Origin of the sequence: Sphingobium xenophagum NBRC 107872, from assembly GCF_000367345.1 — a bacterium.
GTDB lineage: Bacteria > Pseudomonadota > Alphaproteobacteria > Sphingomonadales > Sphingomonadaceae > Sphingobium > Sphingobium xenophagum.
Window position 1 is genome coordinate 204,376 of record NZ_BARE01000006.1, and the last position, 22,554, is coordinate 226,929.

Consider the following 22,554-nt stretch of genomic DNA (forward strand, 5'->3'; position numbering starts at 1 on the left):
GCATAGCCTGCGATCTTTCCGAAGGACGACACATGGCCGAGAAATTCGAACGGCACCGGCAGCCCTGGACCCAGGACGAGATCCAGAAGCTGCACCTGCTGGCGAAAAAGGGCATGGGCCTCAAGGCCATTGCCAAGGCGCTGACCCGGACCGAGGAATCAACGAAGGCCCGCGCCAAGGAAGACGGGCTGAATATCGCCAAGCTGCGTTAGCCGCTTCGGGCCATGCGCCGGTCGATCCAGACCAGCGCATGGCCAGCCGCGACGAACCCCATGGCGATCAGCACGGCATTGACCAGCACCGTGCCGATGCCGATCTTCGCGACGTCGATGAACGGATAGGCATAGCGCCCCTCCGCCATGCCGCGCAGCAAGGCATAGGGCAAATAGAGCGCGGGAAACAGCGTCCATCCCCATGGATCGCGCCATCGCAACTGGCCTCGCACCGCAAAGGCGATCCACCACAGGGGGACCAGCACCGGCGTCACCTTGTGCAGCAGCGTATCGGCGAGCAGCGCGCCGCCGCTCAACGTCAACAGTCCGCGCAGCAGCAGGCCATAGACGATCCCGACCAGCAGGATCGCCAGCATGACGCCTGCCAGTCGGCGCGGATGCGGCCGGCCACCGATCGCGACCCAGCCAAAGGCCAGCGCGACGAGCAGATTGGTCAGCACCGTGAAGTAGCGCAGCAATGTCCAGAGCGTGCCTGCTACCGACCCTGTCTGGTCCAGCGTCGCCGCGAATTGCACGACCAGCCCGGCCAGTGCGACAAGCGCCACGATCGCCGCCGCTATCCTTGCCATCATGGCTGGTCCTCCTCACCCGCCGCGATCACCGTCGCCGCGACCAGATCGCCGGTTACGTTCAGCGCGGTGCGGCACATGTCGAGCAGCCGGTCGACCCCCAGCACCAGCCCGATCCCTTCGGGCGGAATGCCGACCATGCCCAATATCATCGCCACCACCGGCAGCGATCCGGCCGGTACGCCCGCTGTCCCGATGCCGCCCAATATGCACATCATCATCACCATGACCTGCTGGGCGATGCTGAGTTCGATACTGAAAAACTGGGCGAGGAAGATGACCGTAATCCCCTCGAACATCGCCGTGCCATTCTGGTTGGCGGTCGCGCCGATGGTCAGGACGAAACGGGCGATGCGGCGGGGCAGGCGCAATTCCTCTTCGGCCACGCGCAGGGCGGTCGGCAGGGTCGCGTTGGAAGAGGCGGTGGCAAAGGCCATTACCGTCGCCTCCTGCACGGAAGCGAAGAAGCGAAGCGGCGATCGTTTGGCGATGAAGGTGATCAGCAGCGAATAGATGCCGAACATCTGGATCGCCAGCGCCAGCAGCACCACGCCGACATAGGCGGACAGGCGGATCAGCAAGTCCCAGCCGAAATGGGCGGCCAGGTTGAACATGAAACAGGCGATGGCGATCGGCGCCAGGCGGATGACCAGCCCCATCAAGCGCATTGTCACCGCCAGCAGGCCCTCCATCGCGCTCAGCAGCAATTGCGTCTGCGGCGTCCGCACCAGCATCAGTCCGATGCCGAAGAACAGGGCAAAGACCATCACCGCCAATATGTCGTTGCCCGCCATGGCCGCGACGATATTGTCGGGGATCATCGCGATGAAGGCGGCCATGCCCTGCGGCGCGTCATCGCCCCGGCTCAATATCGCCTTCGCGCCCGGTGCCGCGTCGTTCAGCATCGCCCGCGCCATGGCCGGGTCGATGCCCGCACCGGGCCGGAGCAGGTCGACCACCAGCAGGCTGACCGCCACCGCAATGGCCGACACGATCAGCGTGTAAACCAATGTACGCAGCCCCACGCGGCGCAGCGCGCGGATCTCGCCCATTTCGGCGATCCCCACGATCAGCGCCGACACCAGCAACGGAATGACCAGCATGAACAGCAGGCGCAGGAAAATCTGGCCGATCGGCCCGGTCACATAGGTCGTGACATGATCGACCCAGCGCGCGTCGGGCGCGGCCATATAGACGGCCAGGCCCACCACCAGCCCTATGACGAAACCCGCCAGCATCTGCCACTGGAGCGACAGGGCCGCCGTCCTTGTGCCGGTTTCAGCGCTTGGTTCCTGGCTCGTGCCGGTCAATGGCCTGTCCTCCTGTTGCCGCACCTGCCCAACGGTCCGGCCCGGCTGCGAGTTGCACCCTAAGTCACAGGTCATTTCGCTATAGCATCAAGGGAGCTTTCATGCGCTTCTTGCGTTGGCGCGGTCCTGTCCTTTGGAGAATTGCATGATCGTCGACCCCGTCCCCAGCCTGCATCGGATGGCCGCCGAGGTGTGGAAGCCGCTGACCCTGTTGTTCGTGTGGGACTGCGCCGTCACGATCACTTACTATGTGCTGCCGTTCAAGGCGCCCGGACTGCCGCTGACCATCTTTGGCACCGGACTGGCGCTGTTCTTGGGATTCCGGTCCAATTCCGCCTATCAGCGCTGGTGGGAAGGGCGCACGCTGTGGGGCGCGATGATCAACGCATCGCGCAGTCTGGCGCGCGCGACCCGCAACTTCCTGCCTGATCCCGACGGGCGCGAATTGAAGCGGGAGATCGTCAAGCGCCAGATCGCCTATGTAAATGCGCTGCGCTGCCAGTTGCGGCGGCTGCCGATCGATGACGATGTGACCCGCTTTCTGGAGGAAAAGGATCAGGGGCTGGCGCTCGCCCGCGTGAATGTCGCCAACGGACTGCTTGACAGCACCGGGCGGCGCATCGACATCGCCCGGCGCACGGGGTGGATCGACACGATCCAGCAGACGCAGATGGAGGCGGTGCTGGTGGACATCGCCAACGCGCAGGGCGGGATGGAGCGGCTCAAAAATACCCCGCTGCCGGTGCAATATCGCTATCTGCCGACCATCTTCACCCATCTCTTCTGCCTCTTCCTGCCGCTGGGGCTGGTCGAAACGCTGGGGCTGGCGACGCCGCTTGGCTCCACGGTCGCGGGTCTCATGTTCCTGGCGGTGCTGCGGATCGGCGACGATCTGGTCGATCCCTTCGCCAACACGGTCCATGACGTGCCGCTCAACGCCATGTGCCGCACGATCGAGATCGACCTGCTCCAGTCGATCGGCGATCCCGCGCCCGAACCGCTAAAGCCTGTGCGTGGGGTGTTGTGGTAGAGACGCCCGTGTTCCCGCGCAGGCGGGAACCCAGTTCCGACGTTTGGACTGGGTTCCCCCCCTGCGCGGGAACACTATAGCGTCGGTTACCCCTTGCGCTCTTCCTCCAGCATGTCCGGGGCCAGTTCCAGCCCGGCGCGGCCATGCGCGGCGGTATGCGCCGGCGCCTTGGGGTGGGGCACGTCGATCGGTTCCTCGACCTCCAGCATCCCTTCCCATTTGGTGATCACCGACGTCGCGATGGCATTGCCCAGCACGTTGGTCGCGGTACGGCCCATGTCCATGAAATGATCGACCGCCAGGATGAAGGCGACGCCCTCGACCGGCAGGTCGAACTGGCCCAGCGTGGCCGCGACCACCACAAGGCTGGCGCGCGGCACGGCGGCGATGCCCTTGCTGGTCACCATCAGCACCAGCAGGATCGTGATCTGGGTCGCGATCGGCAAATCGATGCCATAGGCCTGCGCGATGAAGATGGTCGCGAAGGTCGAATACATCATCGACCCGTCAAGGTTGAAGCTATAGCCCAGCGGCAGCACGAAGCTGTAGATGCGGCGCGGCACGCCGAAGCGATCCAGTTGCTCCAGCATCTTGGGATAGGCGGCTTCGGACGATGCGGTGGAGAAAGCGATCAATATCGGTTCGCGGACATAGCGGACCAGCTTGAACATCCGCTTGCCCAGGAAGATCGATCCCGCCGCGAACAGCAGCAGCCACAGCGCGCCCAGCGCGATATAGAATTCGCCGATCAGCTCGCCAAAGGTGACGAGCACGCCCAGCCCCTCGGTCGTCACGACCGACGCCAGCGCCCCGAACACCGCGAAGGGCGCGACGCGCATGACATAGCCTGTCACCTGCAACATCAGTTCGACCATCGATTCGATGACGGTGACGACCGGCTTGCCCTTCTCCCCGATCGCGGTCAGCGCGACGCCGACGAACAGCGAGAATACGACGATCTGAAGGATCGAATTTTCCGCCATCGCGCCGACCATGGAGGTCGGAAAGACGTGCAGGATGAAATCACGGAAATTGAGCGCTTCGGTATTCACGCCCGAATCCACGCCCGACCGGACCAGGTTCAGCCCTTCGCCCGGTGCGAAGAAGTTGACGAACATCAGCCCCAGGGTCAGCGAAATCAGGCTGGCGATCACGAACCAGGCGAGCGCCCGCCCGCCGATCCGCCCCAGCGCCGCGCTGTCGCCCATATGGGCGATGCCCGCGACCAGCGTGGAAAATACCAGCGGCGCAATGATCATCTTGATCAAATGCAGAAATATGTCGGCCAGCAGGTGGAAATAGCCGGCCACATCCTTGGCCAGCGTCTTGTCGCTGCCAACCCACAGATTGGCCGCGAAGCCGACAATCACCCCCAAAACCATGCCGGTGAGAATGAAGGCGGTCAGTCTGTTACGCATCCGTGTCCCTCTAGGCCGCAGGAGCCACCGGCTCCGCACTTCTTTTACATGTGTCAGGCCGACACCTAACAGGCCCATGGGCCAGCGGCAATCGGCGCGCGTCGGGGCGCATCTTCATAGACGAACCAGCGGGCGGTTTCCGCGCCTCGCTTCGTCCGGAATGGCGGCGTCAAAAGCCTTTAGGGGTAAAGCAGCCCTTCGCTCCAGCCCGCGCCCGTGCGGGTGAAGACTCGCCGCTCATGCAGGCGATGCTCGCGATCCTGCCAGAATTCGATCCGTTCCGGCCTGACGCAAAAGCCCGACCAGTGCGGCGGGCGCGGCACCGGGCCACCCTCGAACCGCGCCCGTTCCGCCTCATACCTGTTCATGAAGGTCTGGCGGTCGGGCAGGGGGCGGGACTGGTCGGATGCCCATGCGCCCAACTGGCTGTCGCGGCTGCGGGTTGCGAAATAGGCGTCGGCGGTGGCGTCATCGACCGGGCCGACCGGGCCTTCCACCCTGATCTGCCGTCGCGCCGATTTCCAGTGGAACAGCAATGCGGCATGGGGATTGGCCAGCAGTTCGCCCGCCTTGCGCCCCTCAAAATTGGTGTAAAAGACAAAGCCGTCCGGGCCATGTCCTTTCAGCAGCACCATCCGCACCGACGGATGACCGCGCGCATCGGCTGTCGCGAGCGCCATGGCATTGCTGTCGTTGATTTCGGTCTCGCGCGCCTGGGCGTACCAGTCGTCGAACAGGGCAAAGGGATCAGTCATGCCCGGTCTTTACGGGCGGGACGCGACGCTGTCGATACGGGCTTGCCGAAGGAACGGAGCCGAAAGGTGAGGGGGTGCCGATCAGGCACCCCCCCCTATCGTCAGAAGCGGAAGCCCAGACCCGCCGACCAGCTGGTATAGTCGCTGGCCTTGATCAGGTTGAAGTTCAGGCGGATGAGGTCGCGGGCGTTGCGCGCCGATTCTTCGCGGCCCCGGATGCCCAGAGACAGGGTCATTTCGTGGAACGTGTCATAATAGAGCTTGTCGCCGGTATAGTTGGTCAGCGCATAGCTGGCCCGCACCGACGTATTGCGCCCGAACCCGCGGAACTTGAGCGGCAGGTCATAGGCAACCCCGTTACGGAACGCCCAGTTCTTCAGGCCCGGATTGACGTTGTAGCCGGTAAAGCCGGTGCTCATCGTCGATGTATAGCCGACCATGTTGCCGATGATCAGCCGACCCCGGCCCAGACCGTTCAGCACATAGCGGCTGGCGACCGTCGTCGAAATCATATGGCCGAGCGAGCCGAGTTGATCCGACCCTGTGATGCCATAGCCGATGCGCGGTTCGAGCGACCAGCGCTGCGCGATCAGCGGAAATTCGACGCCGACGCCGAATTGCGCGGTCGCGGCACGTGCGCCGTTCACTTCGGAATAGCTGATCGGCAGGTCGAATTTCAGCAGGGCGCGGCCACCTTCGGTCAGGCGGAAGCTGCGTGCGATCCGGCCATCGACGCGCATGAAGTCATAGCGCCCGCCATTTGACGAACCGCCGCTATAATTGGCGCCCACGATCCACGGATCGCCCGCCGTGTTGGTGCCGCCATTGGCCGCCTGTTCGATCGCCGAATCGCCCGACGACAGGTCCAGGCTGGAGCGGACCAGCCCGCTCTGCACCGAATTGGGATTGCCCGCCAGCGGATCGACCGGCGAATAGCGCGCCAGCGACTTCAGCAACAGGCGGACCAGCCGTTCGGCTTCCGCGCTGTCGACTTCGTCCAGATATTCGTTGAACAGGTCGTAGGACGCCTGGCGCGTCACCCCGTTAAAGCGGTTCTGGTAGGTTTCGCCTTCTGCATCGAGCGCGGGGATGGAGATGCGGAAAACCGGGCTGTTGGCGTCATAAAAGCCATAGATCGGCAGGCCGCGAAAATCGATGACGCCGCTGACCGGGAACAGGTCATTATATTGCGCGCCATAGCGTTCGCGCAAACGCTGCGGATTCATGAAATCCTGACCGTCATTGGCAATGTCCAGGCCATAGCTGTCGGTCCGGGTGATGCCACCCGGCAGGCCCAGCGTCACGCCAATGCGGAACAGGCTCTGCAACTGGTCGAGTTGCTGAGGTGTTGGCGGTGGCGGGCCGACCTGCGCCTGCGCGCTGGTCGCGATCGGGCCGAGCATCGAAAGGGTCGCCACAGCGCCCCAGGCAAATTTCTTGATCATGGTGTAACCCCCAAAACACTCGCATTCCCCACGCGAGACAGGCGGCGGCTAGCAATTGGCGTTGCGCGGCGCATACCCCAAGCGGGGTATGACGGGGGCGTTGCGCATCCATTGCTTGAATGTCGCGCCATCCTCCGCCACATAGTCGCCAAGTGATGCTTTTTCGCAACAGGTAAGATGATGGCCGATCCCTATTCCACATTGGGCGTCGCGCGCGGCGCGACCGACGCGGAGATCAAATCCGCCTATCGCAAGCTGGCCAAGGAACTGCACCCCGACAAGAATCGGGACAATCCCAAGGCTGCCGAGAAATTTTCCGCTGCGACCAACGCCTATGACCTGTTGTCCGACAAGGATAAGCGCGCCCGCTTCGACCGGGGCGAAATTGACGCGGATGGCAATCCGACCGCGCCCTTCGGCTTTGGCGGCGGGGGCGGCGGCGGCTTTCGCGGCCAGCCGGGCGGTTTTGAAACCGGCGGCGCCGATTTCGGCGATATTTTCGAAGGGCTGTTCGGCGGCGCGGGGCGTCGCGCGGGCGGCGGCTTTGGCCGTCAGGCACCGCAACCCAGGGGCGCCAACGTCGCCTATCGGCTGGCGGTGCAATTTGCCGACGCGGCCATATTGGCGCCGCAGCGCATTACGCTCCAGGACGGCAAGACGATCGACCTGAAACTGCCCGCAGGCGTTGAAAGCGGCACGCAGATGCGCCTGTCGGGCAAGGGACAGCAGGGGCCGGGCGGCGCTGGCGACGCGATCGTCACGATTGAAGTGCGGCCGCACCCCTTCTTCACCCGCGATGGCGACAATGTGCGGCTCGACCTGCCGGTCACGCTGGACGAAGCGGTCAAGGGCGGCAAGGTCAAGGTGCCGACCGTCGACGGCCCGGTGATGCTGGGCGTGCCTGCCGGCACCACGTCGGGCAAGACGCTGCGGCTGCGGGGCAAGGGCTTTACCGGCAAGGATGGCACGCGCGGCGACCAACTGGTCACCCTGATGGTGGACGTCCCCGCCGATGATCCGACGATCCAGGCGCTGGTGGAAAAATGGCAGGACCGGCGGGCGGTGCGCGCCCATCTGGGCGTCTAGGGCGTTATCGGGGGAATGCCGATGCCTTCGCCCCTGTCGCCCGAATCCCGTCGCCACCGTATGGCGGGGCATATCCACCGCCAGATCAATCGCGTCCGCCCCGGATCGCACCCGTTCGAAATCTTCAAGCGGGTCGCTGTCGGCACCTATAGCGACGGGTTCATCCATGCCGGGAATCTCGCCTATCTCTCGCTGATGACGCTGTTCCCCTTCTTCATCGTCGCGGCGGCGGTGGCCAGCATCTTTGGCCGGACGCAGGACGGGGTACAGGCGGTCAACGCCTTCCTGACCACCGTGCCCAGCGGGGTGGCGGATGTCGTGCGCCAGCCGATCAACGATGTGCTGGCCGCCCGGTCCGGCCCCTTGCTGTGGCTGGGCGCGCTGGTCGGCCTGTGGACCGTGGGCAGCCTCATTGAAACGATTCGCGACATTCTGCGCCGCGCCTATGGCACGAAAAGCACCAAGCCCTTCTGGCGCTACCGTCTGGGCGCGGTCGGCATCACATTGGTCAGCGTCGTCGCGGTGATGTTCGCCTTCTCGCTTCAGGTCGTGATCACCGGCATCGACCAGTTTCTGCAACAGATATTGCCCTGGGCCGACGATGCGATCGCGCTGGTCGCGTCGGCCAAACTGGTGCCGATGGGGATTGTGGGCGTCGCGCTCTGGTCATTGTTCGTCACGCTGACGCCGACCGCCTACAAGGACCGCCGCTTTCCCAAATGGCCCGGCGCGGTCGCCACCGCGCTATGGTGGTACGCCACGACCCTGCTGCTGCCGCCGACCCTGTCGCTGCTGGGCGGTTATGACCGTACCTATGGCAGTCTGGCGGGTGTCATGATCACGCTCATTTTTTTCTTTCTCGTCGGGCTTGGCGTGGTAATTGGCGCGGAACTGAATGCGGCGCTGGCGGAATTTCCCGAAGAGGAAGATGCCCCGGCGGCGGACATCTGAGGGAATGGAACAACGATATGAACGGCTTGATGGCAGGAAAGCGTGGCCTCATCATGGGCCTGGCCAATGACAAGTCGCTGGCCTGGGGCATCGCAAAAGCGTTGCATGAACAGGGTGCGGAACTGGCTTTCTCCTATCAGGGCGACGCGCTGGCCAAGCGGGTGCGGCCCCTGGCGGAGCAGGTCGGATCAGATTTTCTGATCGACTGCGACGTCACGGACATGGACAAGCTGGACGCCGCCTTTGCGGAGATAGAGACGCGCTGGGGCGGGCTGGACTTCGTGGTGCATGCGATCGGCTTTTCCGACAAGAATGAGCTGCGCGGCCTCTATGTCGACACCAGCCTGGACAATTTCCTGCTGACCATGAACGTGTCTGCTTACAGTTTCGTGGCAGTCACACGCCGTGCCCGCGCACTGATGCCCAATGGCGGCAGCATCCTGACCTTGAGCTATTATGGCGCGGAAAAGGTCATCCCCCATTACAACGTGATGGGCGTGGCGAAGGCCGCGCTGGAAACGTCGGTCAAATATCTGGCGATGGACCTGGGGCCGGAAAATATCCGCGTCAACGCCATCTCGGCTGGTCCCATCAAGACGCTGGCCGCCAGCGGCATCGGCGACTTCCGCTACATTCTGAAGTGGAACGAACTGAATTCGCCCCTGCGCCGCAACGTCACGATCGAGGATGTCGGCGGCGCGGGCCTCTATCTGTTGTCGGATCTGGCCAGTGGCGTGACCGGCGAAATCCACCATGTCGATGCCGGCTATAACGTCATCGGCATGAAGGCGGAGGACGCCCCGGACATCGCACTGGACAGATAATTACTGACCCTCTCCCTTCAGGGGAGAGGGAGGGGCCCGCCGCGAAGCGGTGGGAGGGTGAGGGGAATGAGACGACCTGATCCTGCAACGCCAGACTCCCTGAATCGGGTTCGCGCCATGCGACCCGACCGAACCGGAACGGCGACTCTGGGCCAGTTTGCGCGGTCGCCAGCTTGCAGGCCTGAAGTTCAGGCGACAGGTTTGGCTGATCGATTATATCGCCGATTTCTATTGCGCCGATCGCCGCCTGGTCATCGAAGTTGACGGCGATGACCATGCCGTTAGGGAAGCAGCGGACCGGCATCGGTCGGAAAGACTGGCACGAGAAGGCATCCGCATCGTCCGTTTCGCCAATGCCGATGTAATGAGCAATATCGATGGGGTGTTGGAGACAATATTGATGACGGCGCACCAAAACCCCTCACCCTCCCACCCGGCTGCGCCGGGCGGGGCCCTCCCTCTCCCCCAAGGGGAGAGGGGAATATGAGTTTCAACAGTTTCGGTCGCGTATTCCGCTTCACCACCTGGGGCGAGAGCCATGGTCCTGCCATCGGCGCGGTCGTCGATGGCTGTCCTCCGGGGCTGGACCTGAGCGAGGCCGACATCCAGCCCTGGCTCGACCTGCGCAAGCCCGGCACGTCCAAATTCACCACCCAGCGGCGCGAGGCGGACGAGGTCCGCATCCTGTCGGGCGTGTTTGAAGGGCGGACGACCGGCACGCCGATCAGCCTGATGATCGAAAATACCGACCAGCGATCGAAAGATTATTCGGACGTCGCCAAGGCCTATCGTCCCGGCCATGCCGACTATGCCTATGACGCCAAATATGGATTCCGCGACTATCGCGGCGGCGGGCGTTCCTCGGCGCGGGAAACCGCGAGCCGGGTGGCGGCGGGCGCGGTGGCGCGTGCGGTCATCCCCGAAGTCGATATTTTCGCCTATGTCAGCGCCATTGGCGGCGACGCGATAGACTATGCGCATTTCGATCCGGCGCTGATCGGGCAAAACCCCTTCTTCTGCCCGGACGCGCAGGCCGCTGTGCGTTGGGAAAAGCTGGTCGATGCGGCGCGCCTTGATGGCTCCTCGCTGGGCGCCGTGGTCGAATGCGTCGCCTCTGGCGTCCCGGCGGGCTGGGGCGCGCCGCTTTATGCCAAGCTCGACAGCGAACTGGCGAGCGCGATGATGAGCATCAATGCGGTCAAGGGCGTCGAGATTGGCGATGGTTTTGCCGCCGCCAGCCTGCGCGGCGAACAAAATGCCGATCCGATGCGGCCGGGCGAAGACGGACCCATATTCCTCGCCAATCACGCAGGCGGCATTGCGGGTGGCATCTCGACCGGTCAGCCGATCAAGCTGCGCGTGGCGTTCAAGCCCACCAGTTCCATCCTGATTCCGGTCGAAACGGTCACGCGCGATGGTGCTGCGTCGGACATCATCACCAAGGGGCGGCATGACCCCTGCGTCGGCATTCGTGGCGTGCCCGTGGTCGAAGCGATGATGGCGCTGGTGCTGGCCGACCAGAAATTGCTCCACCGCGCCCAATGCGGCGAACGTCCTGAAACCGACTGACACGCCAAAGCGAAGCGATCCTGCGCCGAAAAGGCGAGACGACTCGGCAAATTTAGGATAGGCTCTGACCCAAGCCCGCCACAGGGCCAGCGGCAGAGCGTAAGCCTGGGGAACGTCACCACGCATGGCGCGGACATGACGACAAAATGTCCCCATACCGCCGCGATACGGGCCAGCCATGCAACCATGGCTGGCCCTTTTCATATACTCGCTATTTGGTCAGATGTGCGGCCTGCACCGCTTTCTGGAACAGGCTGGCCAACGCAGCCGACATATCGCTGTCGGTCGTCACCTTGTAATAGAGCCCCGGCGATGCGCAGCTTTCCAGTGGCGGACTGATCTTTTCCGGCGGATTGAGGAATGGCGTGCGTACATTGCTGATCGACCAGCCATCGGACGCCGATTCCCACAGATATTCCGTGTAGAGCACCGCAATCCGGATTCCCTTGGCCTTGATCGTATCGCACATGGCGGTCGGCATCGGTCCCAGCTTGCGACCGCCCGCATTTTCGTCCCGCATCCCGTCGGTGATCAGGAACATGACGCCCTGGGGCGAATCGCTCCCCTTCTTGGTCCCCGCTCCGGGCACGGGCATGATCGCATTGATGCTGGTCAGGCTCGTGGTGAAGTTGGTCAGCATGTCGCTGTCGTTGATGCCGCACACACGCTGGTTATTCTGGCAAACGGTCAGCAGTTGCGCCTGGGATACCAGTCCCTTGGCCGTATCCAGATCGACCGGCTTGTCCGCGATGGAATGATAGGTCCAGTCGAAATGCCCCAGCGCCATGCGGTAGGTCGCGCCGTTGGCCTGGGCCGTTTCCTTGGCCACATCCACCAGATTTTCGACCGCCGACGTCACCAGGTCGCTTCGCAACGCCAGTTTGAGATCGGTCTTGGCGATATAATAATAATCGACATATTGACCGTTCACCATGCGGGTTCTGCCCGGATTGGTCGATGAAGTGTTGGTTTGATGGCAGGCAAAGGCACAGCCGCCGGTCGCAGCGGTCAACGCCGTCAGCCCGGCCTTTGTCGCGGGCAGGGCCATGGACGGCGACGTGTCGAGCACCATGTAAAAATCGATATTGGGCGCCGTAACGCTCTTGGCGCTGGCGGAACCGCCAATCGCTATGCTGGCGCTGGACAGGATGGCTCCGAAAAGATTGTTCGACGCTGCGGCATAGCTCACCGTCACATTGCGTTGCAGGGTGGGGGACAGCGTTTCAGTGATGTTGATCTTGACGTCCTTGCCATAGATCAGCCCGTTCAATCCCACGACCTGATCGTCGAAAAAGGCATTGGCGCGCTTTTTTGTTTCATCCAGGTCATTTTTGAGCATCGGCGCGCTGACGGCGTAGAGGGCCGTCGCGTCGGTGATCGCGTTCATCTTGGTCTGCAAGCGCGCCGCCCGCGCATAGTCTATGACCATGCCAGCGCCAAACACCAGCGGGATGAGCGAAAAGGCGAAGATCATGATCACATTGCCGCGCTCCTGCCTTAGCAGGCGCCGGACGATGCGGACCATCGAAAGCATAGGGGATTGACGCATCATCATCTCAATTCATCGGAATGGAGTCGGACCGACGCGGCAGCATGTAGATGGTGTCGGTCATGGTGATCTTTCCCAGCATGGCGGACGCCACGACCGGCTGATATTCGTAGGTGATCTCGGCCATCAGCACGCTGGACCCTTCCTCGGAAACGCTGTCCGGCAGATCGATTTTCTCGTTCCGCCTGTACCCCTCGCTCACGGTCGATCCATCAAAGCGGCGGCTCCAGTCCACGCGCGGCTTGTCGGACGGATTGGTCGACAAATGCGTGATCGTGTAGACGCCGGCCTTTGCGTTGTAGGGGGCCATGACCTGGCTGGCGGCGTGCAATATGCTGTCGGTGGTGACTTGCGTCACTGAACGATATTGGGATGTCAGATCGGCAAGGGTGCGTGTCGTCACAGTCACCTTGCGCGACGCGGAAATGGCGTCGGCAAGCTGGAAGCAGCCAAGATAGAGCAGGATCATGAACGGGGCGATCAGGGCGAACTCCGTCACCGCGATCGCCCGGCAGTCGCTGGCGCACCGGCGCCACCATGAGAAGAGGCGGCGCATTTCAGTAGGACTCATTCTTGAATACCGATGTCGCGACAAGCAGGCGCCGGCCATTTTTCATGTTGGCAAGCGTGAAGCCCAGCGGTCCGCCGATCGCGGGCATCTGATACATCAGGCGCATGATGACGATGTCACCGGGCCCGCCGGTCAGATATTTCCAGCTGTTGGTGACATTGTTCGAACCGTCATATGTCAATGCCAGGGCGCTGCTGTCGACATCCGCCATGCTGTTTGCCGTGCGTATGTCGATCATCACGTCGGCGCAGTCGACATATTTGGGCAATGTCTTGCACAATTGGGTCTTGAACGCGGACTGGCTGATCCCGTCCGCCTGAACCTGTCCCACGCGAATGGTCCGGCCATTTTTTTCGACCGCGGTTTCTAGAACCTGCTGCGTGAACATGGTGAGCGTGGTCTGCATGACCGCCAACAGCAGGGCGATAAAGGGCGCGGCAACGATTGCAAATTCAATGATTGCGGTACCGCGCTGATCCTGCAGCAGCCGGAATCGCTTGGATTCCATGAAAGAAGATGACGACATATGCATCCCGGAAAGGCTGATGGTCCCTAATGATTGCGCTAACATTGATGCATATTGGTTATGATGTTGTGAATTCGTTCAATCATTATAGGATGCGCGCTTGCCCCCGGCGGACCTGTCCGCCAGCTTCGCGTGCAACGATGTCCGGTTTCCCTCGTTGTGCGAGCGGGGGCGCTTGTGCCGTCGGGGGGTAGGGCCAAATGCATTTCATTATCGCGCTGATGGGCGTGTATCGCGCGGAAATCGGCCTGCTCATCCTGGCGCTGATGTTCGTGGCCTTCGTGCGCGAACGCTATTCGCCTACGGTGATCGCGGTCGTGGGGGCCTGCGCATTCGCACTGTTGGGCCTGCTCAACGAAAAATCGCTCTTTTCGGTTTTTTCCAACAGCGCACCGCTGACCGTCGGGGCGATGTTCGTGCTGTCCGGCGCGTTGATTCGCACCGGCGTGATCAATCGCGTGGCCGACCTCATCATGGCGCGCGCGAAAATACATCCCCGGCTGGCCCTTGCCGAAGTGGCGCTTGGCGCGGCTGTGCTGTCGGCCTTCCTCAACAATACGCCCGTGGTCGTGCTGCTGATCCCGATCATGTTCAAACTGGCGCAGGCGACCGGCTATCCGGTCAAGAAGCTGCTGATCCCCATGAACACGATCGCGGTGCTGGGCGGTTGCCTGACGCTGATCGGCACATCGACCAACCTGATCGTCGCAGGCATCGCCGCCGATCAGGGCATGGCGTCATTTGGCATTTTCGAAATCACGCCCTACGCGCTGGCAGGCGCGGCGGCGGGGATCGTCGCCCTTTTGTGCCTGTCCTTCCTGTTGCCCAGCGATCCGCCCTCCATCAGCGGGGAAACGGGCGGCACGGTGCAGGATTATCTGACCGAACTGGTGGTGCCGCACGATAGCGAGTTGATCGGGCGTGAGATTGGCTCGCTGGGCCTGTTCGGCCCCTCCGTCGTGCTGCTCGGCCTCAAGCGCGGGAGCGAGATCAGGCGGCGCGAGATTCTGGACGAGGAGTTGCGGTCGGGCGATCGGCTGATCGTGCGGGCGGATGGCACCGCCATCATGACGCTGCGTGAATCGGGCGGATTTGATCTGGGCGTTGCCGCCGATTCCGCCACGTCAGCGCGCGAAGGCAAGGTGATAGAGGCGATGGTCGCGCCCAGCCATCCCTCCATCGGTGAACGGCTGCTGGACATTCCCTTCCTCCACGCCCTGCGCGTCCGCATCATCGGCATTCACCGTTCGCGCCATCTGCCCGGTCCAGCGCTGGCGGAAGCGCGGGTGCGCGGCGCGGACCGGCTGCTGATCGCGGGCAGCGACGACGCGATCCGATCGCTCAAGGACAATCCCCATCTGATCGGCGTCGACATCAGCCGCACCCGCGCCTTTCGCCGTAACAAGGCGTGGATCGCCATCGTCGCCATGTCGGCGGTCGTGCTGCTGTCGGCGCTCAACATAATCGGCATCGGCATGGCCGCCTTCATTGCGGTCGGCATCATCCTCGTCACCCGCTGCATCGACCCTGAAGAAGCCTGGGCGGCGATTGACGGCGACGTCCTCATCCTGATCTTCGCGATGCTGGCCGTCGGCCTGGCGCTCGAACAGGCGGGCAGCGTGGCGCTGATGGTCGGCTGGATCACGCCGCTGTTGAAAATCGTGCCGGTCTGGTCCCTGGTGTTCGTCATCTATTTCTTCGCGCTCATATTGTCCGAACTGCTCAGCAACAATGCGGTGGCGGCGCTGCTGACGCCGATCACCATCGCGCTGGCGCAGCAATTGGGGGTCGATCCGCGCCCGCTGATCATCGCCCTGATGATCGGCGCATCGGCCTGCTTCGCAACGCCGATCGGTTATCAGACCAACGCGCTGGTCTATGCCGCGGGCGACTATCGCTTTGCCGATTTCGTGCGGATCGGCGTGCCGATCAACATCGTCGTCGGGCTGGCGGTGTGCGGCGCGCTGGTGGTGCTGGGATAGGCGGCCAATGCCATGCGGGCGGCCCTGTTCACGCCCCGGCCCGCCCGGCATCAGAACGCCCTGTCCAACGAGGAGCCGCCATGCCCAGCCTGCCCTTCACCCAGGTCGACGCCTTTGCCGACGCGCCCTTCAGCGGCAATCCGGCCGCCGTCATGCCGCTCGACCAGTGGCTCGACGATGCAACGCTTCAGGCGATCGCTGCGGAAAACAACCTGTCCGAAACCGCGTTCACGATTCCGGCCCCCGACGATCCGGATGCGGATTATGCGCTGCGCTGGTTCACCCCGACGGTGGAGGTCAAGCTGTGCGGTCATGCCACGCTGGCCAGCGGCCATGTGCTGATCGGCGATCGGGACGCCATCCGTTTCCGCACCCGCCATGCCGGCGTGCTGACGGTCGCGCGGGCCGGGGCGGGCTATGCATTGTCGCTTCCCGCATGGGATACGGAGGTCAGGCCATTGCCTGATCTGGCGGCGGGCATGGGCGGCGATGTGCTGGAAACGCGCTGGCGGGACGGCGGCTATGCGCTCTTCGTCTATCGCGATGCCGCCGCGATCCGCGCGCTGACGCCCGATTTCGCGGCGCTCCGCCCGGCGGGCGACCTGCTGCTGATGGCGACTGCGCCGGGTGATGACAGCGACATCATCAGCCGGGTGTTCGTGCCCGGCGGCGGGGTGGATGAAGATCCCGTCACCGGATCGGCCCATGGCCTGCTCACCCCCTATTGGGCGGCGCGACTGGGCAAGACCGACATCAGCGCCGTTCAGGCCTCGGCGCGCGGCGGGCGGCTGGGCTGCACGCTGGCGGGCGACCGGGTCATCCTGACCGGCGGGTGCCGCACCGTGATAGAGGGGCGCTTCCTGCTCTAGCCCGGGAACAGCCCGATCAACCGCGCCAGCGCCGTCTTGACCGCCACCCGCTGTTCCTTGTGCGGCGACATGCCGATCCGCACGACGGTCAACCGCTGTGACGGGGAAACGAGGATATATTGCCCATTATGGCCGACGCAGCCGAACAGGCTGGCGGGGGCCTGCCCCGGCATCAGCGCGCTTTCGCTGCTTTCCCGGTTCAGCCACAGATGCGCGCCATAGGCCGGGTTGCGGGCCGATGGCGTGGTCATGATGTCGATCCATTTTTCCGGCAATATCTGGTGGCCGGTCGGACTGCGGCCCCGGCGACGGAGCAATTCGCCAAAGCGGCCATAATCGCGCGCGGTCATATGCACTATGCTGCCGCCGATCATCGTGCCTGCGGCGTCATATTCCGGGGTCAGGCTGGGCAGGCGTCCCGGCGCTTTCAGCCTGCCGTCGATGAACATCTGCATCGCCCGCCGCCGCGCGTCGGGATCGTCGCTATTGGTCAGCATCCGCGTCATCAGGTCGGTCAGGATCATGGTGCTGCCGGTCGAGTAGGAAAAGGTCGATCCGGGCGCATGGGCTAGCGGCTTGGCCTCGGCAAAGCCGCTCATATCCTGCGCGCCATCGGTAAACAGCATCCGCACCGTGTCGCCAGCGGGCAGCGGGTCGCCATCCTCCACATGGTCCAGCCCCGACGTCATCGTCAGCAACTGGCGCAGCGTAATCCGCCCGCGCGGGTCGCCCGGCTGGCGCCACGCATCGACCGGCACCGGCGAGTCCAGCGCCAGCCGTCCGTCCGACACCATCAGTCCGACCAGTACCGCCGTGACGCTCTTGGCGATCGACCAGGACAATAATTTCGTGTCCGGGCCAAAGCCGGGCGCATAACGTTCCGCGATGACCTGCCCGTCGCGCATCACCAGCAAGGCGCGCGTGTCGCCCATATCGGCTTCATCGAACAGCGGGTCGATCGCGGCGCGCAGCGCGGTTTCGCTTACGACGGCGTCAGATGATACGCGATAGAGCGGTTGCGGATCGGCTGCGCGCACGCTCCACATCCCGCCTGCGCCGACCAGCGCAGCCACGGCGACACCCAGACCAAGCCGCTTTACGCTGTTCCATTCCCTCTTCATAAGCCGCGGCCTTAGCCATCCCCAACCGAGTCGGGAATATGCCGGGTCGTCGGACGATCATTTATCTTGCCCTTGCGCTCTGCCTGGCGCTGCTCGTTACGCTGGGCTGGCACTGGAATGCCTTGCGCGATCAGGCCCGGCTGGGCGCCGCCTATGGCGCGCGGCTGACCTGTTCCTGCCGCTATGTCGAAGGGCGCGCCATGGGCAGTTGCGCCGATGACAAGGAACCGGGCATGGCGCTGGTCCGACTGACCGACCGCCCGGACGACAAGGCCGTGGACGCCAGCGTCCCCCTCCTGGCCACCCGCACCGCCCGCTTCCGCCCCGGCTGGGGCTGCCTGCTCGACCCGGTGGAATGAAGCGGACGTTTTCGCTGGTCGGGCAGTGACCATCTTTGCCCGTGATTGTCACCATCGCACTTCCGGATCGCGGACCTTATGAGTCGCTAGATTTGGGCCATTGCCGCCAATTCCATCCCTCGCTGCACAGCGAATGTGGCCGTTTGCAGAGCGGCGCGGCGTCCATGATTTCGCGAACCTCCTCCACGCGACTGCACGCCGCGCTTGGTGCAACTTCGAGTATGGCTTGAGGTTCGGGGTTCATGTTACCCATGAGCGCCATATAGTGCCGAAGCGTGGTGTCTGAAATGACCGTTTGGTTCCAAAGCGTCGATCCATCCGAAGCAATGTAAATCGGCTGGACTGTCCTCAAATGACCGATCCCATCCTTTTCCCGACCCCAGTTCTTGCGCGGCGTGGAACAGTTGGAGGCATAGTTTTGTGACGCGCGGCTGCACCCCAGCGCAAAGAGACTCACGAATAAAGCGAAACCTATGATCGAATAGAACCTCATCGGCAGATGTTGCCGCTTTTGGCATCGCGCGACAATCGCAGTCCGTCGGCAGATCGATCCGATTCATTGATCAGCCGTAAGCTGATAGGGCAGAACCGCCCATTCGCGGCCTTACTCAGTCAAAGTTGCCGCCTCTGAAACCGGACGTAAGTCCATTACCTGATCAACGATTATCTCATGGTCAAATGCGCTCAAGTGCCCGTAGCTTCCCTTGCGAGCCGTTCGTCGTCCCACGAACTCAATTTCGTAAAGGCCTTCGTCGGTGCCCGAAGAGGTTAGAGCCTTGCCAGACAACCAGATGCGGTCGCCAGCGGTGTGATAGGAGCAGGAAACAGCAGGCGTTGGGCAAAAGCGGGAGTTCTCGAATTCTCTCCGCCATAGGCCTTTCCAATGACGGGCTGGTGTCATTTCGAAGCATTCATCCGTGCCCGACGGCATCGCTTCGAATCCACCGTTTTTAATCGTGCTAAGGCATCGCTCGGTGATGCCCGGCATTCCCTCTCGAATCTCTTGAATAGCGTTATCCGAGAATTGCTGTGGTTGCCGTTCGCACCCTTGCGTCACCAACAACATGGCAGGAGCGAGTCTGATAAAGCAGCACTGCATGTTGCGATGATGGCCAGATCAACTGCTCTCTGCAACGCCGGACTTGAGTGATGCCGACCCAACAACACTCCGTTCCCACTCCACCCATCCTCGCCCAACACCCCCATCATGACGCAACACCCACTGGCCCCCCTGCGCCTCAGCCGCTACAGGCCATGCGATGCAGCGCGACATTCCCACCCTTCTCCACGATATATTCGGCTTTTCCGCCTTTCGCGGGGTGCAGGAACAGGTGGTCGGGCGGGTCATGGCGGGGTTGCCGACGCTGGCGATCATGCCGACCGGGGCGGGCAAGTCGCTCTGTTACCAGTTGCCGTCGGCCGCGCTGGACGGCTGCTGCGTCGTCGTATCGCCACTGATCGCGCTGATGCACGACCAGTTGCGCGCGGCCAATGCGGTCGGCCTGCGCGCCGCCAGCCTGACCAGCGTGGACGCCGACTGGCGGGAGACGCAGGATCGCCTGCGCAATGGCGATCTCGACCTGCTCTATGTCGCCCCCGAACGCGCCAGTCAGGAGGGGTTTCGGTCGCTGCTGCGCTCGGCAAAGGTCGCGTTGTTCGCGATCGACGAGGCGCATTGCGTGTCCGAATGGGGCCATGATTTCCGCCCCGACTATCGCCTGTTGCGCCCGCTGCTCGACGAATTTCCCGACGTCCCGCGCCTGGCGCTCACTGCCACGGCGGACGCGCATACCCGTGATGATATTCTCGTCCAGCTCGGCATCCCGCGCGATGGCCTCATCATCTCCGGCTTCGACCGGCCCAATATCCGCTACGCCGTCCATCCGCGCGACGGGCTGTCGAGCCAGCTCGCTGATCTGGTCGCCACCCATCCCGGCCCTGGCATCGTCTATGCCCAGACCCGCGCCGCGACCGAGAAAATGGCCGAGACGCTGGGCCGTGGTGGCCGCCCCGTGCGCGCCTATCATGCCGGGCTCGACCCCGCCGTCCGCGCCCGCAACCAGGCCGCCTTCATCGCCAGCGAAGATATGGTGATGGTCGCCACCGTCGCCTTCGGCATGGGCATCGACAAGCCCGATGTGCGCTTCGTCGCCCATGCGGGCCTGCCCAAATCGATCGAGGGCTATTATCAGGAATCGGGCCGTGCAGGGCGCGACGGCGAACCGGCGGTCGCGCATCTTTTCTGGGGTGCGGAGGATTTCGCCCGCGCCCGTCAGCGCATCATGGAACTCGACCCGTCCCGCCAGCAGGGCGAGCGCACCCGCATCGCCGCACTCGGCGCGCTGGTGGAAACCGCCACCTGCCGTCGCGCCATCCTGTTGCGCCATTTTGGCGAAAACCCGCCGGCGACCTGCGGCAATTGCGACAATTGCCTGTCCCCTCCGGCCAGCGTCGACGCCACCGAAACCGCGCGCAAATATCTTTCCGCCGTCTATCGCACCGGGCAAAGCTTCGGCTCCGGCCATATAGAGGCGGTGCTGACCGGGGGCGTCACCGACAAATTGCGCGAACGCGGCCATGACAGGATTTCGGTCTATGGCATCGTGTCGGGCGATGAGACCGCGTTATTGCGCCCGGTGTCGCGCGCGCTGCTGGTGCGCGATGCGCTCGAAACGACCGAACATGGCGGCCTGATGCTCGGCCCCAACGCCCGGCCCATCCTGCGCGGGGAGGAGGAGGTGCGCATCCTCGTGCCCCCCAGGCGCGAACGGCGCAAGCGCAACGCCCGCAACGGCGCGGACGCCAATCCGGTCGGCGATCCGCTGTTCGACGCGCTGCGCACCTGCCGCCGCGAACTGGCGCAGGAGGCGGGCGTGCCGCCCTATGTCATCTTCCACGATTCGACCCTGCGCGAAATGGCCGAACAGCGCCCCACCAGCCTGCGCGATCTCGGCATGATCAGCGGCGTGGGTCAAAAGAAGCTCGATGCCTGGGGCGACGCCTTCCTGGCCGCGATCCGGCCTTTTATATAAAAATCCATACCCCATCCGTTCGCCCTGAGCCTGTCGAAGGGCCGTTTTTCTTCGCGCAGGCAAGGCAGGGCTTCGACGCGCTCAGCCCGAACGGTTTTGGGGTTTATTCTTGAATCCCTTTTTGCGTCGGCGCATGGCTGCGGCAAAAGGAGACCGCGCCATGTTCCGCAAGCTGACCGACCATATCCTCGTTTCCCCCCAGATCACGATCGATCAGGTGGCAGAGGCGAAAGCGCAGGGCGTGACGATGATCGTCAACAACCGCCCCGACAATGAGGAGCCGGGTCAGGTCAACGGCGCGGAAATCGAAGCGGCGGCCAAGGCGGCGGGGATCGCCTATGTCGCCGTGCCGGTCGCCCATGGCGGCTTTGCCCCCTGGCAGCTCGACGGCATGGCCGCAGCGCTGGAGCAGGCCGGCACCGGCAAGACGCTGGCCTATTGCCGCTCAGGCACGCGCAGCACCTTGCTCTGGGCGCTCACACGCGCGCGGGCAGGCGACAATGGCGACGTGCTGGCGGCGCAGGCGGCGGCGGCAGGCTATGACATCGCCCCGGTGCGCCAGATCATGGATGCGCTGAAGGCGGAGTGATCACTGCTCTTCGCACCGCCCGGTAAAGTCGGTCGCCGCGCGCACACGGACGATGCGCGTGCGGCGATCATAGTCGATGCGTGGCTTGTTCAGCCCGTTCATGCGATAGCTGCCCGTAATCCGGTCCGGCGTCACCAGCAGGTCGGCGATCGGCCACCAGCCATCACTCCCGCCCGAATGGATCGGCGACACGAGCTTGCCGGACGGATGCACCCGGCCGACGCCATCGGCAATCTCGATCTCCAGATCGGACGAGAAAGCTTCGCGGCCCATGGTCGTGCCAAATTCCGGCTCGAATTTGCGCGACTTGCGATTGTAGCGATAGCCCGACGTGCTTTGCGCCGCAGGGCCGCTGCCCGCGCCGATACAGACCAGCGAAATCCTCTCAAAGGGCTGTGTCGGCCGGGGTGTCGCGCCGCCGCCGCCGGCATTGCAATTGGCCGCCGGAACCGTGCCGATCGCGTTGTAGCGGCCCTCGGCCGTCGCCACCGAAATGCACTGCCGCTGCCGCTCGCTCCACCAGAAGGACCATTTCGTATCCCGCACCACATTGGTGGTGACGAAGCGATAGCCCCGCGCCTCCAGCTGGGTTTCGCCCCCGGCTGCCCTGGCACCGACCAGGTCGGCGACATCGGGCGGCGTCTGGGCGATGGCGGGGGTCGCGGATGCCGCCATCAGGACGGCTATCACAGGCAGGAAACGCATGGACCAATCCTCCTGAAGGGGCGCAGATGCAAACATTAGCGCGTGAACAGAAATCCGGGCT

The 22,554-nt window shown here is 63.6% G+C and carries 23 protein-coding genes; 12 read left to right on the forward strand and 11 right to left on the reverse strand.

The genetic code is table 11. From position 1 onward, the window contains the following. The first annotated feature begins 32 nt into the window (after nt 1–32). Nucleotides 33–212, forward strand: coding sequence for a hypothetical protein (locus SX1_RS03620; RefSeq protein WP_017181657.1), 180 nt, complete (start codon nt 33–35; stop codon nt 210–212). Here SX1_RS03620 and SX1_RS03625 read toward each other — a convergent pair. Both SX1_RS03625 and SX1_RS03630 read right to left on the reverse strand, forming a co-directional pair. Beyond that, a complete protein-coding gene (locus tag SX1_RS03625; RefSeq protein ID WP_019051967.1) occupies nt 209–805 on the reverse strand; it encodes a Pr6Pr family membrane protein in 597 nt (198 codons plus the stop codon). The genes SX1_RS03620 and SX1_RS03625 overlap by 4 nt on opposite strands. Further along, a complete protein-coding gene (locus tag SX1_RS03630) occupies nt 802–2,112 on the reverse strand; it encodes a dicarboxylate/amino acid:cation symporter (RefSeq protein WP_019051968.1) in 1,311 nt (436 codons plus the stop codon). Before SX1_RS03630 ends, SX1_RS03625 begins: the two co-directional genes overlap by 4 nt. 145 nt (nt 2,113–2,257) lie before the next feature. On the opposite strand from SX1_RS03630, the gene SX1_RS03635 reads away from it, so the two are divergent. Further along, nucleotides 2,258–3,142 carry a bestrophin family protein gene (locus SX1_RS03635; protein ID WP_019051969.1) on the forward strand — a complete coding sequence of 295 codons (885 nt, stop codon included), beginning with the start codon at nt 2,258–2,260 and terminating at the stop codon, nt 3,140–3,142. An 86-nt stretch (nt 3,143–3,228) separates the two neighbouring features. On the opposite strand, the gene SX1_RS03640 is transcribed toward SX1_RS03635, so the two are convergent. The 3 genes from SX1_RS03640 to SX1_RS03650 form a co-directional block, all read right to left on the reverse strand. Beyond that, the gene (locus SX1_RS03640) at nt 3,229–4,560 is read right to left on the reverse strand and encodes a dicarboxylate/amino acid:cation symporter (RefSeq protein WP_026149480.1); all 1,332 of its coding nucleotides are present in this window, start codon (nt 4,558–4,560) and stop codon (nt 3,229–3,231) included. 179 nt (nt 4,561–4,739) lie between these two features. Beyond that, the gene (gene pdxH, locus SX1_RS03645) at nt 4,740–5,315 is read right to left on the reverse strand and encodes a pyridoxamine 5'-phosphate oxidase (RefSeq protein WP_019051971.1); all 576 of its coding nucleotides are present in this window, start codon (nt 5,313–5,315) and stop codon (nt 4,740–4,742) included. Nucleotides 5,316–5,416: 101 nt separating this feature from the next. Beyond that, entirely contained in the window at nt 5,417–6,760 is a 1,344-nt protein-coding gene (locus tag SX1_RS03650; RefSeq protein WP_019051972.1) for a hypothetical protein, read from the reverse strand. A 180-nt stretch (nt 6,761–6,940) separates the two neighbouring features. Between SX1_RS03650 and SX1_RS03655 the strand changes: the two genes are divergently transcribed. The 5 genes from SX1_RS03655 (at nt 6,941) to aroC (ending at nt 11,190) form a co-directional block, all read left to right on the forward strand. Next, a complete protein-coding gene (locus tag SX1_RS03655) occupies nt 6,941–7,846 on the forward strand; it encodes a DnaJ C-terminal domain-containing protein (RefSeq protein ID WP_026149481.1) in 906 nt (301 codons plus the stop codon). A 15-nt stretch (nt 7,847–7,861) separates the two neighbouring features. After that, nucleotides 7,862–8,797: a YihY/virulence factor BrkB family protein gene (locus tag SX1_RS03660; RefSeq protein WP_026149482.1), complete on the forward strand. Its 936-nt coding sequence runs from the start codon at nt 7,862–7,864 to the stop codon at nt 8,795–8,797. A 17-nt stretch (nt 8,798–8,814) separates the two neighbouring features. Beyond that, a complete protein-coding gene (gene fabI / locus SX1_RS03665) occupies nt 8,815–9,621 on the forward strand; it encodes an enoyl-ACP reductase FabI (RefSeq protein WP_017183545.1) in 807 nt (268 codons plus the stop codon). A 103-nt stretch (nt 9,622–9,724) separates the two neighbouring features. After that, the gene (locus SX1_RS25045; protein WP_026149483.1) at nt 9,725–10,108 is read left to right on the forward strand and encodes an endonuclease domain-containing protein; all 384 of its coding nucleotides are present in this window, start codon (nt 9,725–9,727) and stop codon (nt 10,106–10,108) included. After that, nucleotides 10,105–11,190, forward strand: coding sequence for a chorismate synthase (gene aroC, locus SX1_RS03675; RefSeq protein WP_017183542.1), 1,086 nt, complete (start codon nt 10,105–10,107; stop codon nt 11,188–11,190). The genes SX1_RS25045 and aroC overlap by 4 nt, the downstream gene beginning before the upstream one ends. 211 nt (nt 11,191–11,401) lie before the next feature. Here aroC and SX1_RS03680 read toward each other — a convergent pair whose 3' ends face one another. The 3 genes from SX1_RS03680 to SX1_RS03690 all read right to left on the reverse strand — a co-directional run bounded on the left by SX1_RS03680 (nt 11,402) and on the right by SX1_RS03690 (nt 13,818). Further along, nucleotides 11,402–12,664, reverse strand: coding sequence for a TadE/TadG family type IV pilus assembly protein (locus SX1_RS03680; RefSeq protein ID WP_255209697.1), 1,263 nt, complete (start codon nt 12,662–12,664; stop codon nt 11,402–11,404). Between the two features lie 82 nt (nt 12,665–12,746). Next, entirely contained in the window at nt 12,747–13,295 is a 549-nt protein-coding gene (locus SX1_RS03685) for a TadE/TadG family type IV pilus assembly protein (protein ID WP_019051977.1), read from the reverse strand. 1 nt (nt 13,296) lies between these two features. Further along, complete coding sequence (locus SX1_RS03690) at nt 13,297–13,818, reverse strand: TadE/TadG family type IV pilus assembly protein (protein ID WP_019051978.1); 522 nt, start codon at nt 13,816–13,818, stop codon at nt 13,297–13,299. 218 nt (nt 13,819–14,036) lie between these two features. Between SX1_RS03690 and SX1_RS03695 the strand changes: the two genes are divergently transcribed. Together SX1_RS03695 and SX1_RS03700 are read left to right on the forward strand one after the other, a co-directional pair. Beyond that, nucleotides 14,037–15,818, forward strand: coding sequence for an SLC13 family permease (locus SX1_RS03695; RefSeq protein WP_019051979.1), 1,782 nt, complete (start codon nt 14,037–14,039; stop codon nt 15,816–15,818). A gap of 80 nt (nt 15,819–15,898) precedes the next feature. Beyond that, nucleotides 15,899–16,687 carry a PhzF family phenazine biosynthesis protein gene (locus SX1_RS03700; RefSeq protein WP_019051980.1) on the forward strand — a complete coding sequence of 263 codons (789 nt, stop codon included), beginning with the start codon at nt 15,899–15,901 and terminating at the stop codon, nt 16,685–16,687. On the opposite strand, the gene SX1_RS03705 is transcribed toward SX1_RS03700, so the two are convergent. Then, the gene (locus SX1_RS03705) at nt 16,684–17,808 is read right to left on the reverse strand and encodes a serine hydrolase domain-containing protein (protein ID WP_019051981.1); all 1,125 of its coding nucleotides are present in this window, start codon (nt 17,806–17,808) and stop codon (nt 16,684–16,686) included. The genes SX1_RS03700 and SX1_RS03705 overlap by 4 nt on opposite strands. A gap of 38 nt (nt 17,809–17,846) precedes the next feature. On the opposite strand from SX1_RS03705, the gene SX1_RS03710 reads away from it, so the two are divergent. Further along, entirely contained in the window at nt 17,847–18,167 is a 321-nt protein-coding gene (locus tag SX1_RS03710) for a hypothetical protein (protein WP_019051982.1), read from the forward strand. A gap of 604 nt (nt 18,168–18,771) precedes the next feature. Here SX1_RS03710 and SX1_RS03715 read toward each other — a convergent pair. After that, nucleotides 18,772–19,155 (reverse strand): hypothetical protein, encoded by a 384-nt coding sequence (locus SX1_RS03715; RefSeq protein ID WP_167539633.1) that lies wholly within the window; start codon nt 19,153–19,155, stop codon nt 18,772–18,774. Between the two features lie 271 nt (nt 19,156–19,426). Here SX1_RS03715 and recQ point away from each other — a divergent pair, with 271 nt between their 5' ends. Together recQ and SX1_RS03725 are read left to right on the forward strand one after the other, a co-directional pair. Next, the gene (gene recQ, locus SX1_RS03720) at nt 19,427–21,199 is read left to right on the forward strand and encodes a DNA helicase RecQ (RefSeq protein ID WP_019051984.1); all 1,773 of its coding nucleotides are present in this window, start codon (nt 19,427–19,429) and stop codon (nt 21,197–21,199) included. Nucleotides 21,200–21,359: 160 nt separating this feature from the next. Beyond that, nucleotides 21,360–21,788 carry a protein tyrosine phosphatase family protein gene (locus SX1_RS03725; protein ID WP_017183772.1) on the forward strand — a complete coding sequence of 143 codons (429 nt, stop codon included), beginning with the start codon at nt 21,360–21,362 and terminating at the stop codon, nt 21,786–21,788. On the opposite strand, the gene SX1_RS03730 is transcribed toward SX1_RS03725, so the two are convergent. Continuing rightward, nucleotides 21,789–22,493 carry a hypothetical protein gene (locus tag SX1_RS03730; protein WP_255209691.1) on the reverse strand — a complete coding sequence of 235 codons (705 nt, stop codon included), beginning with the start codon at nt 22,491–22,493 and terminating at the stop codon, nt 21,789–21,791. It abuts the gene before it with no gap. Between the last annotated feature and the right edge of the window lie 61 nt (nt 22,494–22,554).

Excerpts from the sequence above, each read along its gene's own strand:
- SX1_RS03725 (WP_017183772.1), top strand. The coding sequence starts at position 21,360 with ATGTTCCGCAAGCTGACCGACCATATCCTCGTTTCCCCCCAGATCACG.
- SX1_RS03715 (WP_167539633.1), bottom strand. The coding sequence starts at position 19,155 with ATGCCGGGCATCACCGAGCGATGCCTTAGCACGATTAAAAACGGTGGA.
- SX1_RS03640 (WP_026149480.1), bottom strand. The coding sequence starts at position 4,560 with ATGCGTAACAGACTGACCGCCTTCATTCTCACCGGCATGGTTTTGGGG.
- SX1_RS03705 (WP_019051981.1), bottom strand. The coding sequence starts at position 17,808 with ATGAAGAGGGAATGGAACAGCGTAAAGCGGCTTGGTCTGGGTGTCGCC.
- SX1_RS03635 (WP_019051969.1), top strand. The coding sequence starts at position 2,258 with ATGATCGTCGACCCCGTCCCCAGCCTGCATCGGATGGCCGCCGAGGTG.
- SX1_RS03730 (WP_255209691.1), bottom strand. The coding sequence starts at position 22,493 with ATGCGTTTCCTGCCTGTGATAGCCGTCCTGATGGCGGCATCCGCGACC.
- SX1_RS03625 (WP_019051967.1), bottom strand. The coding sequence starts at position 805 with ATGATGGCAAGGATAGCGGCGGCGATCGTGGCGCTTGTCGCACTGGCC.
- pdxH (WP_019051971.1), bottom strand. The coding sequence starts at position 5,315 with ATGACTGATCCCTTTGCCCTGTTCGACGACTGGTACGCCCAGGCGCGC.
- fabI (WP_017183545.1), top strand. The coding sequence starts at position 8,815 with ATGAACGGCTTGATGGCAGGAAAGCGTGGCCTCATCATGGGCCTGGCC.
- SX1_RS03620 (WP_017181657.1), top strand. The coding sequence starts at position 33 with ATGGCCGAGAAATTCGAACGGCACCGGCAGCCCTGGACCCAGGACGAG.
- SX1_RS03700 (WP_019051980.1), top strand. The coding sequence starts at position 15,899 with ATGCCCAGCCTGCCCTTCACCCAGGTCGACGCCTTTGCCGACGCGCCC.
- SX1_RS03650 (WP_019051972.1), bottom strand. The coding sequence starts at position 6,760 with ATGATCAAGAAATTTGCCTGGGGCGCTGTGGCGACCCTTTCGATGCTC.
- SX1_RS03710 (WP_019051982.1), top strand. The coding sequence starts at position 17,847 with ATGCCGGGTCGTCGGACGATCATTTATCTTGCCCTTGCGCTCTGCCTG.
- SX1_RS03680 (WP_255209697.1), bottom strand. The coding sequence starts at position 12,664 with ATGATCTTCGCCTTTTCGCTCATCCCGCTGGTGTTTGGCGCTGGCATG.
- aroC (WP_017183542.1), top strand. The coding sequence starts at position 10,105 with ATGAGTTTCAACAGTTTCGGTCGCGTATTCCGCTTCACCACCTGGGGC.
- SX1_RS03695 (WP_019051979.1), top strand. The coding sequence starts at position 14,037 with ATGCATTTCATTATCGCGCTGATGGGCGTGTATCGCGCGGAAATCGGC.
- recQ (WP_019051984.1), top strand. The coding sequence starts at position 19,427 with ATGCAGCGCGACATTCCCACCCTTCTCCACGATATATTCGGCTTTTCC.
- SX1_RS03655 (WP_026149481.1), top strand. The coding sequence starts at position 6,941 with ATGGCCGATCCCTATTCCACATTGGGCGTCGCGCGCGGCGCGACCGAC.
- SX1_RS03685 (WP_019051977.1), bottom strand. The coding sequence starts at position 13,295 with ATGCGCCGCCTCTTCTCATGGTGGCGCCGGTGCGCCAGCGACTGCCGG.
- SX1_RS03690 (WP_019051978.1), bottom strand. The coding sequence starts at position 13,818 with ATGGAATCCAAGCGATTCCGGCTGCTGCAGGATCAGCGCGGTACCGCA.
- SX1_RS03660 (WP_026149482.1), top strand. The coding sequence starts at position 7,862 with ATGCCGATGCCTTCGCCCCTGTCGCCCGAATCCCGTCGCCACCGTATG.